This is a genomic window from Lactonifactor longoviformis DSM 17459 (genome assembly GCF_900129135.1).
Taxonomy (GTDB): domain Bacteria; phylum Bacillota; class Clostridia; order Lachnospirales; family Lachnospiraceae; genus Lactonifactor; species Lactonifactor longoviformis.
This window is the reverse complement of the sequence record NZ_FQVI01000016.1, coordinates 86,804-101,203: the sequence shown is the minus strand read 5'-3', so window position 1 is coordinate 101,203 and position 14,400 is coordinate 86,804. Positions and strand designations below refer to the sequence as shown.

Genomic DNA, 14,400 nt, shown 5'->3' with positions numbered 1-14,400 from the left:
CCGATGGCATGCATGTCGCCTGTAAAATGCAGGTTAATGTCTTCCATTGGCACTACCTGGGCATATCCGCCGCCTGCGGCTCCGCCCTTTACGCCGAATACAGGTCCTAAGGATGGCTCACGGAGCGCAACCATAACGTTTTTGCCAATCTTGCGCATACCGTCTGCCAGACCTACGGTAGTTGTTGTCTTGCCCTCACCGGCCGGTGTCGGAGAAATTGCTGTTACCAGAATTAACTTTCCATCCTTCTTATCGGTGTCACGAAGCATGTTATAGTCAATCTTAGCTTTGTAGTTTCCGTACTGTTCCAAATATTTTGGATCAATACCTGCTGTTTTTGCAACCTCCATAACTGGCTGCATCGTCGTTTCCTGTGCAATTTCGATGTCTGATTTGAATCCCATTGTAAAATCCTCCCTTTCTGAAATAACCGGCTTTCGCCAAATTATTTACAACCAATTGCAAAATTACCGTTTCACTGTCTCCGGTGTCTTTCTCCTCATTTGGGACATAGACTTGGTTACCAGACCAGTCAGCGGGCTTCTGTAAAGCGCAAAAACCAGCATACTGTTCACTGCCGTTAAAAGCAATGTCTGCACAGCTCTTGTAGAATACAAAACTGCCCAGGGCATACCTGTATACAGTCTAAGCCCAAGGGTTGCAAATCCCAGGGACCCCACAATCCCGTGAAGTGCAACAACGCCGAAAAACCGGAAGATATCCGGTTTCCTGGTCACAAACCCTTTTAACAATCCCGGAAGTACTCCTGTAAGTACAGAAGATACCAGAATCAATGGATTTGGCGCATACCCTGAAACCAGGCATCCGAGAAGATCTGACAATCCCCCGCAGATCCCTCCAACGAAAGGTCCAAACCAGAACCCTGCCAGGTAAATAGGTGTAGCGCTGACCGTAATGCGAAGTGAGCTTCCAATATTAATTGCCACCACTCTGGAAAGAATAATATTCATGGCAATCAATACACCGGCAAAAGCGATAACTCTGCTATTCAGTTTTTTCATGATGTATGTTCCTCCTTAGGCATACAAAGGCCTTCTTCAGGTGTATAGTAGATCTACACCAAAGAGGCAATACATCATACTCTTTAATGCAGTAGCGGATGCAATATTACATCGTGGTAGAATTTCACGGCCACCTTCGTCCAAGGGCAACTTCCCATCCCAAGGCACTTTACGCGCAATATTTACTCTACTATATCATGGTTGACAAGTTACAATTTATCAAAGCATCCGTAAGGATGTTTCGACCGGCAGGAAAAGTTACAGCTGTTTCTCCAAAGTTTTCAAAAGGCCGATAGAAATATCGCCCACCACTGCCATATCCTCTGCGGAGAAAGCAATGGGAAAATTATCTGAGAATAGTATCTGGGATGACGGAGGAAATTCCTCATCCCCTTCCCACAAGATAAACCGTACAAACAAGTCATTCATAAATTCAAATTCATAGGAGGCATCTCCCAGATCAAGCTTATTTGCCCCCAGATGTTCCATAATTTCCTGAAATCTGGTAATTTTCGTTCCATAGCCAAATGCCAGCCTTGCCAGGCATCTCCCCTGAAAATTTCTAAAATAGAATTCTCCCCAGGGAACTTCCCGATATGTGAGATATTCGCCGGCAGAGGGTGCCCGGTTTCCCTCCACCAGATAGCGAAGTGCCAGAATCTTGGCATTCATGGCCGTTTCCAGGGGATAACTGCCTACAGCATCCTCTCTGTGTCTGATTTCATACTCCGGATAGGAAATCTCATAGGTGCTTCCCATAAGACGAAGAATAAAATATCTATTCTCTTCGTCATACGGGATCCCGGTTCTCTCACTTATCTCAGCCGGGTCCATACCCTGGTATTTCTTAAAATAATATTCAAACGGCCGTTGTTCTTTACTGTCTTTTGCATAATCAAAATTCATATATCACCTCAGATTATTCAGGATTCTGTCCAGTGAGCTCAACGGATGGGAATAATGCTGCATCTGTATGCGGTATAAAGCAAGAAGCAACAAATTCATCCATATACGTCGGAACTGCACTTAATTCCAGATAAGTCATATTCTTAGCAATTTCATAGCATTTTTTCTCTGCTGCTGTAGACAAGAGCATAGCATAAGAGCCTGACAGAGAAGAATTCCCAATATAGTGGAATTTATCCAGAGGGATGTCAGGAAACATTCCGATTCGGACTGCATTGCCCATATTAATGCCGCTTCCGATCCCTCCTGCTACATATACATCTTCAATCATAGATATATCAAAGTCCACAGAAGAAAGCATTGTCCTGATCGCAGAGAAGATAGCACCCTTGGCTCTTATAAAGTTATCAATATCCACTTCATTGATCTCAACATCCTTTACAGACCCGGCATCCTCGGCAAATGCGAGCACATAGCTTCCCATACCGTATTTGTCATGGCGGACACGCTTGCCGTTTCTGATAAACTTGCCCTTTGGATTAATAATTTTTGTCCGGTAAAGTTCACCGATCACATCGATAATGCCGGAACCGCAGAGTCCGATCGGCTTAGTTCCTTCTTTTCCAATCACATGGAAGCTGGGTTCCATGGTTTCCGCATCTATAGTACAAGCTTCTATAGCCCCGTCCGTGGCCCTCATTCCGCAGCTGATGTCTCCGCCCTCAAAGGCAGGACCTGCAGAACAGGCACAGCTCATTAAAAAGTCTTCATTTCCGAATACCAGCTCTCCGTTGGTTCCCAGATCAATGAAAAGAGAAAATTCCGGACGATTCCAGATCATACTCACCAATGTACCTGCCGTAATGTCACCGCCCACATAGCTGCCGATATTCGGCGCCATAATGATATGGGCATCCGGGTTCACTGTAATACCCAAATCAGAGGCATACAGAGAATTCGTTTTATAGAATGTAGGGATATAAGGTTCCATACGGATAGGATCCCCATTCATCCCTGTCAGTAAATGGTTCATGGTTGTGTTGGACGCCACGCTCATCCTGTAGATATGGCGGGGATCAAACCCCGTAGCACGGCACATCTGCTGAACCATAGGATTAATCGTTTCTTCAATAATCGCCTTCTGCAGTCTCTCGCTGCCTCCGGGCTTCACAGACTCAATGATGCGGTTAATGACATCCGCGCCGTAACGGATCTGTCCGTTTCCTGCGGAAGCTTTGCCGATCACCTCACCGGTCAGCATATTGATCAATAGGGCAGATACTGTAGTTGTACCAATATCGATTGCCAGTCCGCCGATTACAACATTCTCAGTCTGCGGATAAATATCATATACAAAGGCATCATCACCGGCTACCCGTATCACGGCTTTTACTTTAAAATCGCTTTCCCGGAACACATGAGACATTTTTCTCAATGCAGAATAAGGTACCCGGACACTCTTTAGCCCAAGCTCTTTCTTCAATGCTCTGGTAAATCGCTCATTGTCCGGCATCGTGTCATCCAGGGTAGGTACATTCATACACACATCTACCGTTCTCAAACTGTTTTTGAGGACAATACCGGCCTGTTCGATGTCTGATTTTGCTTTCTCGAAGATGGCGATCTCTTCTTTTGAGCTTAAATCCGCAACTTTCATTCTGCTTCGATATGCTGATGCAATATCGGGAACTACCACTTCCACATCGCCGTTTATTTTGCTGACACAAGCCAGCCTCCAGCCCTGCTCGTACTCCTCCTCAAAAATATGGCGCGTCTTCTGGGAGTCTAACATTCCGCTGATTAACCGCACTTTACATTTTCCGCAGGACGCATTGCCGGAACAAGGGGCATCAATGGCAACATTTGCCTTTCTTGCTGTTTCCAGAAGGTTTTCCCCTTCCTGAGCGTAAGTCGTGACCTTTTCGCCGCTCTCGAATCTAAAAGTTACCTGAAACATAGCTTCATTCGCCTTTCTTCAATATAATTTTACAATTATGTATGTTCGCCAAAACCAAGCTGCAACAACTGTAATTGACCAGCAATTTTTTGTCAGATTGACAAATGCTTGTCAATATAAATATACCTTACTCACCCCTTTACTGTCAAGCAAAAGGGCACTATCCAAAGCAAAAAAGAGAGCAGCGTCCAGGCCTTCCCGGGCGCCGTTCTCTTATCCAGATTCCTGCTCTGCCTCTAACCGCAGCCTTTCTTTTTTCTCTAACTCCCGCAGCTCCTTTTCCTTTTTTGCTCTGGCTGCCTTTCTCTTCTTTTTAAGCAGCTCCAGCTGCTTTCTTTTCCTCTCCTCCTCAAACTTTTTAAACTCAATAAGTTTCTTCTCTTCCTCCGCTTTTATCTGTTTTTCCCTCAGTTCCACATCAGCCATCGCCTTGCTCTCCAATACAGGGTCTTCAAACAGCAGAAATTTCTTAAAAGAGTCCGGATAAATAAACTTTTTGGGAACCTCACAGCCGGCAAACTTCACCATTATATGGGAGATACTTGCATCCAGCACTTTTCCCCTACCATATTTCTTATGTACTACCTGTGCACCAACCATATATTCCTGTCACACCTCCAGCTGTCACATTATCAATCTAAGTATCCGTCCGTCTTGTAAGCATTATACTGCTTCTTCAACTTCACAACAATAGAACCGTCCCCCTGCTTTTCCTTACTCTCAATGGTATACTTGGTTCCCTTCTTGTTCAGCTTATTGCAAAAAATTTCTAACTCCTGCTCGGAATTGTCATTATTCATTGCGTCAAACTTCATCGTCTGCAGGAGACATGCACTTGTAATTCTTCTCATAATTCATACACTTCCTTTTCTTTAACTTACTTATATTTTATCATTGCAGATTTAATATTTCTAATTCATTTTTATGTTTTATAAAAACTTTGTAACTTTTTCTAATTGAAACAGGAGGTGTATTTATTCAAAATTACTAAAAAGATAGTTTTGTGTATGTGAAGTTCGGGGCGAAATAGTCGGCCAGCGCAGCGTTGCAGACGGACGGATATAGAAGGGAGCACCGGGGAGACAGGGCCAGGCCGGGGTATAGGGACAAGTCAGCTCGAGGCTCCGTTCTCCTTAGCTAAGTCCTACCAGCTGCTAAACTCGTCAGGAAAGCCTTCCTCGTTAATCAGCTGGTGGACTGGATCTTCGGCTCACTCCGCTTAACCTCCCTGACCTGTCCCTATACCCCGGCCTGGCCCTGTCTCCCCGGTGCTCCCTTCTATATCCTGGCAGAGACTTACTTCACATTCACTGAAAACGGGTGGGGAAGGTCGAGAGTTGTACACTTTTCTTCTTGTTTCGCACGATTTGTAACTCGATGTTTTAGATAACGCCCAAACTCATTACAATGATTAATTCCACTCTATCTGAAGATATCACAGCTATATTCTATCTGACAATTTTACAGCCATTTCCCATGTGCAAAACAACGTTCCCCATCTGATAAATCTCCCCCCTGGAACACCCTATACCCAGGTGAGAGGAATCCTGCGGCAGCGGGCGGGCTGGGTTGGGCGGGAGGAAGGCTTAAGTTCCGCGGACGGTTCCGGAGGAGTGACTAGAGAGTCTTGGGCAAAACCGGGATTCCTGCAGGAGATTTTTTCGGCAGTCCGGGCCGAAAAAAAGTGAGCATGTGCAGAGAATGCACATCAAGCATTCTTTGCACATACGAACGGTGCTCCGGCGGGGATTCCGGTTTTGTCTTAGACCCTCTTCACGACGGAGGTGTCCCCGGAACTTAAGCCTCCCTCCCGCCCAACCCAGCCCGCCCGCTGCCGCAGGATTCCTCTCACCGTCCCCTTACCCCCCATACCTTCCGACTGGGCAGTATCAAGCTTATGAAGTCAAATCCCAATTTCATCCTCTTCGACAATAGTACACCTATATTCTATGTAAAGGACATAAGTTCCCTTTCTGTTAACATGTCTACCCTGAAACCTTCCTATACAAAATAAAAGAAAGCCGCTGCTTTGCAGTCCCCATAAGGTACCTGCTTCACAGCGGCTCAATCACTCACCTATATAACGTTCCAATCCTTATACTAAAATCCCGTAATTACAGTTCCAGATAAGAATCAGCATATAATGTATTATTTTTGAATACATCGCAAGATTTGATGGTTTCCATTAATCTTACGTCGCATGGGTTAACAATTGCAGATGTCAGACCCTGCATCATACACATAGCAACCATTGCGGAGTCCATGATTGGTCTGATGTGTTTTGGCATACCATTGGAGTTGTTGGATAATCCACCGGTAGAATTCAGGCCCATATCGCTGAACATCTTGATAGCTTCCAGAACTTCCATCTGTTTGTCCTGCATACCTTTTACAACTACGAATAATGGGTCAAACCACAGATCCGTTGGTTCCATGCCCAGCATCATACCATGCTCTAACATAGTCTGGCAGTGTACCATACGCTCGTCATTGTCTGCAGCGATTGGTCCATTGGAGCAAAGTGCGATTACGATGGCATCGTTGGCAGCAGCTAAGTCAATGTAGCTCATTCTGTCACCGGCGTCAGCGGAGTTAACGATTGGTTTTCCTTTTGCTCTGTTATATACAGAAATACCTGCCTCAATAGCTTTTTTGTTAGCTGTATCCAGTGCTAACGGAACATTGTCGAAGTTTTCCTGAAGGAGCTGAACTGCCCATTTCATTAAATCTTCACCGTCATTCTCAGCAGGTCCAATATTAACATCTAAGTATGTAGCTCCAGCTTCTAACTGCTCTTTCGCACGTTTTAAAATAGCCTCTGGATTTCTTGTTGCCATTGCCTCACGAATTGCTGGTGAAATACAGTGAATTCTTTCCCCAATTGTAATAAATTTTGCCATGCTCATTCTCCTTTTCATGTAAGAAATTATATTTCATTCCCCGGATCCGGGATTATGCAGATCCGGGGTGCTTTCATGCAGATAAGCCTGTCCTATTAGCCCTGCATATCTTTTAAGAACTTAACTAACTGAACAGCCTCTAAAGGACCAACGATAACTTCCCATCCTGGAAGTTTTGCTTCAATATCGCCCTTCAATACAGCTACTTTACCCGGAATAACCAGTTTTCTGCATTTAATCTTATCTTCAACCTGCTCTGTGATGAACTTAGCAACAGATGTGGAGGATAATTTACCGGCAGCCCAGGCTGTCAGTACGGATAATCCGCCGGCATCGCTGATTAATAAGTTGCATGGTACTCCGGATCTTTCCAGCTCGCCGGAAACGATGAAGTATGTAAGAGCAAAGTCAACGGTTGTCAGGCAGACAGAATTCTCATCAGCACCGTTGATTGGGTAGATGCCAGGCTCAACCTTCATTGGCTTCTGAGGATCTGTAAATACATTCTGTCTTAAGCCGAATAACGGAAGTGCTTCTGCATATCCCAGTTCTTCCATAACAACGATGGAACCATATTTCATGGTGAATAAGGATACCAGAGCCTGCTGTAAATACTTATCTCCCTGCGCTAATTTTGCAACATTTACAAGAGAAGGATAACCGAAGGTTCTGTCCTGATCTTTCACTGCTGCTCTTCTGATCTGAACAGCTGCTGCGAATGCATCCTTAACAGAAGCACATCCAACATCCAGTATCAGATTCTTGTTTCCTAATTTTTCAAGTGCTGCTACTGTATCATATAATTCATTGAGATCAGCTCCGGTTACACCGAGAACAACACCGGCCTCTGCAGCAACAGCATTCATAGCTTCATAGTTAGAAGCGTCAGCGCCGTTTAATACTGGTTTGCCGTCTTTGCATACTGCCAAAGCAGCTTTTGCCACTTCCGGATCCTTACATCCCAGAACTAAAGTTCTTCCTGCAGCGTTTGCCTTTTCAACTAAAGCCACATACTTGTCCTGTCCGGCTTCCTCAGCGTAATTTACATAGAGCATTTCCACGTACATTCTCTCGCCAATACGCTCATAGTCTACTGCTGGAATCTCAGCTAATTTAGCTTCGATGGCTGCATCGTCCATGCCGCTGCACAGAGATACTGCATATCTTGTCTTGCTTACATATGTTTTTTCATGTCTGTAGAGAACAGTCTCTCCGCCTAATGTATATTCACCGTCTCCGGTACCAACTTTAATTGTTTTCATTGGAGGTGCAGTAGCCTCAGATAAAGAAGCCAGTGCTTCCTCTGACATATGCGGGCAGGCTGAGATATCTACAGCGCCCTGGGCAACCTTCATAGAAAATGCCATACATGTTGGTGAACCACAGTCCTTGCAGTTGGTTTTTGGTGTCATTTTAAATATTTGAATACCTGATAAAGCCATAATATTTTATCCTCCTGTTCTTCCGATTATACTAATTCTTTAATCATTTTTGAAATGGTTGCAACAGATTGAGGATGTTTTAATATAACTGCATTAGAACCTGCTGCTAAGTCAGCGGAAGCTGTCATGATCTCCATGGCAATACCTCTTTCTTCCTTGGAACCCCATTCTGGCATATCATCTTCAGAAGCCATGGACTCTTTTACGTTCCATGTTTCATCTGCTACTGGTGTAATGATAGGCATCTGAAGCATAGCATCATCCTGAGATAATGCCGCTGCTTTGATTCTGTCCATGGTAGATACCACGTATTCATAACCATAACCTGCAGCTGCAGTACCAACGTTCATAACAATACTCTCAGCTTTTACGCCTAACTGTGTTGTAACAACATTTAACTGTTTTGCAAGGTTGATATCTACGGCTGATTCAGCACCAACTTTCTGATTGTAAGCAAGTCCGGCAGCTGCGCCCACTGCTTTGTAATTCTCTTCTCTTGCAGAGAGAAGCAGCACGTTCTTTCCCTGAAGGGCGTCTGCTACCTTGGCTAATAAGTCAGCATCTTTTTCTACGTTCTTGCAGCCTTCTACTACTAAAGGACAGGTAACAGCATCTGCCACCTCTTTAGCAACTGCAACTAATTCTTCTACAGATTTGTTCTCTCCGTTTGGATCTCCGCCTTCCAAACGCAGACAGATAAAATCAGCACCTTCCATAGCTTCAGCTTTTTTCGCCATCTCAGCAGGTGTCGCTGCATCTCCATAGAATTCTTTCAGTCCCGGAACAGCATCTCCCAGTCCTAAATCAGAGATTTCCACACCTACCTTAGGTGCATTGTCTATTGGGCCGTCAAATGTGTAGAAAGGAAATACACTTTCTCCACCTAATTTGATAGCTTTTTCCCCGCATCCAATCTCAACTGTGTTAATGGTTGCATTGAACTTTTGTGGTTTTTGATTAAACGGCATTTTAATTAGCCTCCTTTAATAATTTTAGTGCGTACGCCGATAGAAATTCACGCACACTCTCGTAAAATAATTATACTACATCATAGGGTTCATTGACAAGGCTGGATGACCTTGTTCTGTCAAAAATGCAACAAGGGTTTCCGGATCCTGAGCAATGGTTTCGTCTGCCACCATTCCGGTGAAATTATCGATGCCGTAGAGCTCTTTGGCAGTCTCGTTCAGACGCTCTGCCACCATATCCTTCAATTCCTTGGGCATCCATACAATTCTCTCAATCCCGCCCTCTGCCTTCATGAATTTCTTAGATGCAATAAAGTGCTTTCCATGTCCCATAAAGCCGGGTGTCTGCACACCGCCGCCGGTCATGGAAGCCAGTTCCGGGAAGGTCATACCAAGAGGAGTCATACCCGCATACTCCCTGTTCGTAATCACAACGCCGTTTGAGAATGGCTCAATGCCGCAGATACACTCAAAGCATCCGCAGGACGTCATCGGCTTTTCCATGATGGAATACAGTGACACTTCTTCCAGCGCCCCCTGGGACAGCTTATGAACTGCCTCATTCACATCCTCAAACTCGCCGATTCTGTCGTCAATACATTTTTCTTTTGTGATTACCTGGCAGGGTCCGTTGGGATCCAGCTCATTGGTAGCTTTTGCATCCAGCCAGGATACCGCTCCGCACAGTCCCAGTCTCTCCGGCGTCACTACGCATACATGTGAAGGCGAGAACGCCTGGCACAGAATACAGCTGTAATAAACATCTACCGATTCATCTGTCAGATTGCGCAGTCTGTCATCTCTCTTGTCAAATGCAGGTACGGCAAGTTCATGGCGCAGCTTTGTACAGTCTTCCGGCATTGTATAGATCTTTACCTGGCACTTGTCAACCACTGCCTCAAACTCACTCTTTACCTTTGCGTAAAGCACCTCACCGATGTGTTTTGCACGAAAACCTACCTGATATGCGTCCTTGCTGATACGCACCCGGATCATATCTCTCTGGCCTGTATGCATCACACCTTCAATACAGTTAATGTAGCTGTGGAACTTACGTTCAAATACCGGCTCAAAGTCCGGCTGCATATTTTTCCCTGCCACCTCTACAATATAAGCGATACTCTGTTTGCTCCCCTCAGGGAACTCGTCGATCTCAGGACCAATGATCTCAATCCTGTGATCCTCGATCTCTTCCATATCTTTAGACTGCACTAACTCAAAACAGTCTACCCTGGAGCCGTCGAATTCCACCTGCATATCGCCCCGGCGGATAATTTCTCCTTCAAAAGCAGAGGCAAAGGCTACAGGAATATCAATGTTTGTAATCTTAATCTTTATATTCCGCGCTTCCAGAGAAGTCTTATTAAAGTCTTCCACCTTTGCAGGAATCAGTGCGCCCGGAACCTCCGCGATTCCTTCTGTCTCATTGGAGATTACAGGGAATCCCAGCTTGATTGCACCTGCGCCTGCAGCCAGAATCACGTCGTCAATCGGTGCGAAAGCGTTCACAAATGCGGGAACCCTCTCCGCAGTATAGGCCAGAAGAGCACCTGCATCCCCGGGCGTTACATTTCCGAAGATCAGAGCAGCACGAATAGCCACGGATACAACGTGGATGACAGATGTAACATCTTTCCCCAGAGGAATGACACGGACGTTCGCCCCTGTCTTATATCCCAGTTCTTCACACTGATCAATAATTCCCCCTACCAAAGTCACCAGAATTCCCTGTGCCTGATAGCTCTTGATGAGGTCAACCCCTTCTTTAGCTGTAGGAGCACTTCCCAGGACAACTGCCACACCCGGGATATCCCCGGTTACCAGAGGCACACCTAATTCACGAATCACCGCATCTGCAAGATGACCGTAGCAGGGTTCTTCATAGGGAACTGCTCCGTCCACATATTTCAGAGCCTCGATAAACTCCGCACACAGTGCAGTGGCAACCCCTGACATCAGCGCATCATCCAGTGCATGTTCTCTTGTCATCAGTGTTTTCACAACGCCGACAGCTTCTTTCAAATCTCCCAGTGTCTTGACTTTCACACCGGTTACAGCATAATAACACGGCAGACAATAGGCTGTATTTGGAAATCCAACCGCCTTATCTGCCCCGTTTTTTGCTATTGCATCGTCAATAGCTCCCACTGTTAACCCGTAAACCGCATCATTTCCGTTAAAGATTCTGTTAATTAACAAATTCTCATCTCCAATCCAAGTCCTTTGCGATTTTAGCACTGCCCCCGAAGGGGCAATGCTAATTGTCCTACAAGTTCACTATAGAATTACATCATCGGATCCATGCTTAATGCAGGATGATTCTTTTCTGTCAGGAATGCTACCAGTGTCTCAGGATCTTCTGCAATTGTCTCATCTCCCACCATATCTGTGAAGTTGTCAATTCCATAAAGTTCCTTAGCGGTTGCATTTAATCTTTCAGCAACTGTCTCTTTCAGTTCCTTAGGCATCCATACGATTCTTTCGATACCGCCTTCTGCCTTCATGAACTTCTTGGAAGCAATGAAGTGTTTTCCATGTCCCATGAAGCCAGGTGTCTGTACACCGCCGCCGGTCATGGAAGCCAGCTCTGGGAAGGTCATTCCAAGAGGAGTCATACCAGAGTACTCACGGTTGGCAATGATAACACCGTTGGAGAATGGCTCGATACCGCAGATACACTCAAAGCATCCGCAGGATGTCATCGGTTTTTCCATAATGGAGTACAGGGATACGTCTTCCAGAGCACCCTGGGAGAATTTGCGAACTGCTTCGTTAACATCTTCGTACTCACCGATTCTTTCATCGATACATTTTTCTTTTGTGATAACCTGACATGGTCCAGCCGGATCCAGTTCGTTGGTAGCCTTAGCATCCAGCCATGAAACAGCACCGCACAGACCAAGTCTCTCAGGTGTTACCACGCAAACGTGGGACGGAGAGAATGCCTGGCAGAGGATACAGCTGTAGTATACGTCTACAGACTCATCGGTCAGTGTCAGAAGTCTTGCATCACGTTTGTCAAATGCAGGGATCGCTAACTCATGACGGAGTTTTGTACAGTCTTCCGGATTTGTGTAAATCTTAACCTGACACTTGTCAACAACAGCGTCAAATTCATTTTTAATCTTAGCATACAGCACTTCACCGATATGCTCCAGTTCAAATCCTGCTGCATGGGCATCCTTGCTGATACGCACACGGATCATATCTCTCTGGCCTGTGTGCATCACACCTTCGATACAGTTGATGTAGCTGTGGAATTTACGCTCGAATACAGGCTCAAAGTCAGACTGCATGTTCTTTCCTGCTACCTCTACAATGTAAGCAATGCTCTGCTTGCTTCCAACTTCGAAATCGTCGATCTTCGGTCCGATCACTTCGATCTTATGATCTTCTACTTCTGAAAGTTCTTTAGTCTGAACTAACTCGAAGCAGTCCACTCTGGAACCGTCGAATTCGATCTGCATATCGCCGCGGCGGATAATCTCGCCTTCGAACGCAGATGCAAAAGCAACCGGAATATCAATATTTGTAATTTTCAGTTTGATGTTTCTGGCTTCCAGAGAAATTGGGTTGAACTGAGAAACATCTTCGTATTTGATCAAGCTCTTAGGTACTGCCGGTGTGTAATCCATGTCGTTTGTAACAACAGGGAAGCCGTAGTAGATAGCACCTGCACCGCAGGCAACTGTCTTCTCATCCAAATTCTTGAATGCGTTGACAAAAGCAAAGATTCTGTCAAATGTATATTTCTGTAATGCTGCTCTGTCTCCAGGTGTTACATTACCGAAGATAAGAGCTGCTCTTAAAGCAACGGATACAATGTGGATAACGGAAGCAATGTCCTCTCCCAGGGGAACCACACGTACGTTGAAACCAGTCTTATAGCCCAGTTCTTTGATCTGCTCGATGCATTTTCCAACCAGAGCTACAAAGATACCCTGTGACTGATAACTCTTAACCAGATCTACTGCTTCCTGCGCAGTGGGAGCTTCACCGATAATAACGGCTACACCCGGGATATCGCCTGTTACCAGGGGCACACCCAGTTCACGGATCTTGGCATCAGAAAAGTGTCCTTCGTATGGCAGTTCGTATGGCTGCGCACCATCAATATATTTTAAAGCCTCAATAAACTCAGCGGAAAGTGCTGTGGCAACACCTGACTGGAACGCGCTGTCCAGACGTCTCTCTCTTGTCATAAGAGATTTAATGTATCCCAGAGCTTCTTTCATTTCTTTTAATGTAGAGATCTTAGTACCTGTCTCTGAGTAATAGCATGGTAAGCTGTAAGCAGTCTCAGGGAATCCAACCGCCTTGTCCTCACCGTATTTTGCAATAGCGTCATCGCATGCTTTTACCGCTTCTTCATACATGGCATCATTACCATTAAATACGATATCAAATAATAACACTGTTATACCTCCTATCAGATCATTGATCCTGATCGATTCTATCTTTGATTTTTATAATTTCTTCTGTTGCCGTTTTGCTGACATCATAGGGGGATTTGCCCTGACGGTCAGCGTCAATCACTTCCTGATTGTAGTGAATAAAGCCAAGTAAATCCTCAGCCGGGATCTTGCTCTTGATAAATTCCTCGTCCTCTTCGTCCCGAACCTTATTGGCAACCACACGCACCTGCTTTACGCCCAGGTCTTTAGCCAGACGCTTCACATTCTTGTATGTCTGGATACTTCTGGCTCCGGGTTCAATGACAACGATAAACTGATCCATCCCTTCGGTAGTTCCCCGCCCCATGTGTTCCAGGCCGGCTTCCATATCCATGATTACCACGTCATCCCTGTGAAGCACCATATTGTTTAAAATACGCTTCAGCATCACGTGCTCGGGGCATACGCATCCGCCGCCCCCTGTCTCTACAGTTCCAAGCACAAGAAGCTTCACTCCGTTGCAGGACTTTCCGTAGGTGTCCGGTATGTCATCTACCTTTGGGTTCAGTTTATAAAATTTATTGTCGCTGCTGGCTCCGGTTCTTTCTTCTACCAATTTTCTCATTTTTGAGATTGGTACAATAGAATCCAGAACTTCCTCTGAAAATCCTAAAGCCAGCCCAAGATTTGCATCCGGGTCTACATCTGCAGCCAGCACCTTTCTGCCTTCTTCAGCATAAAGTCTTGCCAGTGTCGCCGCAAAAGTTGTCTTTCCAACTCCGCCCTTTCCCGTTACTGCAATTTTCATGTC

12 protein-coding genes and 1 riboswitch are annotated in these 14,400 nt (G+C 45.4%); all 12 genes read right to left on the bottom strand.

The window, feature by feature from the left end:
- Positions 1 to 404, bottom strand: a 404-nt coding sequence (locus BUA56_RS14550) for a formate--tetrahydrofolate ligase (protein WP_139249495.1), incomplete at its 3' end; no start/stop codon positions are given.
- A 63-nt stretch (positions 405 to 467) separates the two neighbouring features.
- Positions 468 to 1,022, bottom strand: coding sequence for a folate family ECF transporter S component (locus BUA56_RS14545; RefSeq protein ID WP_072853025.1), 555 nt, complete (start codon positions 1,020 to 1,022; stop codon positions 468 to 470).
- Between the two features lie 90 nt (positions 1,023 to 1,112).
- Positions 1,113 to 1,214: riboswitch (THF riboswitch) on the bottom strand.
- 66 nt (positions 1,215 to 1,280) lie between these two features.
- The gene (locus tag BUA56_RS14540) at positions 1,281 to 1,928 is read right to left on the bottom strand and encodes a DUF3786 domain-containing protein (RefSeq protein ID WP_072853023.1); all 648 of its coding nucleotides are present in this window, start codon (positions 1,926 to 1,928) and stop codon (positions 1,281 to 1,283) included.
- 13 nt (positions 1,929 to 1,941) lie between these two features.
- Entirely contained in the window at positions 1,942 to 3,885 is a 1,944-nt protein-coding gene (gene acsV, locus BUA56_RS14535) for a corrinoid activation/regeneration protein AcsV (RefSeq protein WP_072853021.1), read from the bottom strand.
- A gap of 213 nt (positions 3,886 to 4,098) precedes the next feature.
- On the bottom strand, positions 4,099 to 4,485 hold the full coding sequence (locus tag BUA56_RS14530) for a hypothetical protein (RefSeq protein WP_072853019.1): 387 nt from the start codon (positions 4,483 to 4,485) through the stop codon (positions 4,099 to 4,101).
- Between the two features lie 32 nt (positions 4,486 to 4,517).
- Positions 4,518 to 4,736 (bottom strand): protein pyrBI, encoded by a 219-nt coding sequence (locus BUA56_RS14525; RefSeq protein ID WP_072853017.1) that lies wholly within the window; start codon positions 4,734 to 4,736, stop codon positions 4,518 to 4,520.
- 1,263 nt (positions 4,737 to 5,999) lie between these two features.
- Positions 6,000 to 6,785 carry a carbon monoxide dehydrogenase/acetyl-CoA synthase methytransferase subunit gene (gene acsE, locus BUA56_RS14520; RefSeq protein WP_072853015.1) on the bottom strand — a complete coding sequence of 262 codons (786 nt, stop codon included), beginning with the start codon at positions 6,783 to 6,785 and terminating at the stop codon, positions 6,000 to 6,002.
- Between the two features lie 95 nt (positions 6,786 to 6,880).
- Positions 6,881 to 8,227, bottom strand: a complete 1,347-nt coding sequence (gene acsC, locus BUA56_RS14515; RefSeq protein ID WP_072853013.1) for an acetyl-CoA decarbonylase/synthase complex subunit gamma — start codon at positions 8,225 to 8,227, stop codon at positions 6,881 to 6,883.
- Between the two features lie 26 nt (positions 8,228 to 8,253).
- Positions 8,254 to 9,195: an acetyl-CoA decarbonylase/synthase complex subunit delta gene (gene acsD / locus BUA56_RS14510; RefSeq protein WP_072853010.1), complete on the bottom strand. Its 942-nt coding sequence runs from the start codon at positions 9,193 to 9,195 to the stop codon at positions 8,254 to 8,256.
- A gap of 75 nt (positions 9,196 to 9,270) precedes the next feature.
- Positions 9,271 to 11,394 (bottom strand): acetyl-CoA decarbonylase/synthase complex subunit alpha/beta, encoded by a 2,124-nt coding sequence (gene acsB / locus BUA56_RS14505; protein WP_072853008.1) that lies wholly within the window; start codon positions 11,392 to 11,394, stop codon positions 9,271 to 9,273.
- 86 nt (positions 11,395 to 11,480) lie between these two features.
- Complete coding sequence (gene acsB, locus BUA56_RS14500; RefSeq protein WP_072853006.1) at positions 11,481 to 13,610, bottom strand: acetyl-CoA decarbonylase/synthase complex subunit alpha/beta; 2,130 nt, start codon at positions 13,608 to 13,610, stop codon at positions 11,481 to 11,483.
- A 19-nt stretch (positions 13,611 to 13,629) separates the two neighbouring features.
- On the bottom strand, positions 13,630 to 14,397 hold the full coding sequence (locus tag BUA56_RS14495) for an ATP-binding protein (protein ID WP_072853004.1): 768 nt from the start codon (positions 14,395 to 14,397) through the stop codon (positions 13,630 to 13,632).
- Between the last annotated feature and the right edge of the window lie 3 nt (positions 14,398 to 14,400).

Excerpts from the sequence above, each read along its gene's own strand:
- acsE (WP_072853015.1), bottom strand. The coding sequence starts at position 6,785 with ATGGCAAAATTTATTACAATTGGGGAAAGAATTCACTGTATTTCACCA.
- acsC (WP_072853013.1), bottom strand. The coding sequence starts at position 8,227 with ATGGCTTTATCAGGTATTCAAATATTTAAAATGACACCAAAAACCAAC.
- BUA56_RS14525 (WP_072853017.1), bottom strand. The coding sequence starts at position 4,736 with ATGAGAAGAATTACAAGTGCATGTCTCCTGCAGACGATGAAGTTTGAC.
- BUA56_RS14530 (WP_072853019.1), bottom strand. The coding sequence starts at position 4,485 with ATGGTTGGTGCACAGGTAGTACATAAGAAATATGGTAGGGGAAAAGTG.
- BUA56_RS14495 (WP_072853004.1), bottom strand. The coding sequence starts at position 14,397 with ATGAAAATTGCAGTAACGGGAAAGGGCGGAGTTGGAAAGACAACTTTT.
- BUA56_RS14545 (WP_072853025.1), bottom strand. The coding sequence starts at position 1,022 with ATGAAAAAACTGAATAGCAGAGTTATCGCTTTTGCCGGTGTATTGATT.
- acsD (WP_072853010.1), bottom strand. The coding sequence starts at position 9,195 with ATGCCGTTTAATCAAAAACCACAAAAGTTCAATGCAACCATTAACACA.
- BUA56_RS14540 (WP_072853023.1), bottom strand. The coding sequence starts at position 1,928 with ATGAATTTTGATTATGCAAAAGACAGTAAAGAACAACGGCCGTTTGAA.
- acsV (WP_072853021.1), bottom strand. The coding sequence starts at position 3,885 with ATGTTTCAGGTAACTTTTAGATTCGAGAGCGGCGAAAAGGTCACGACT.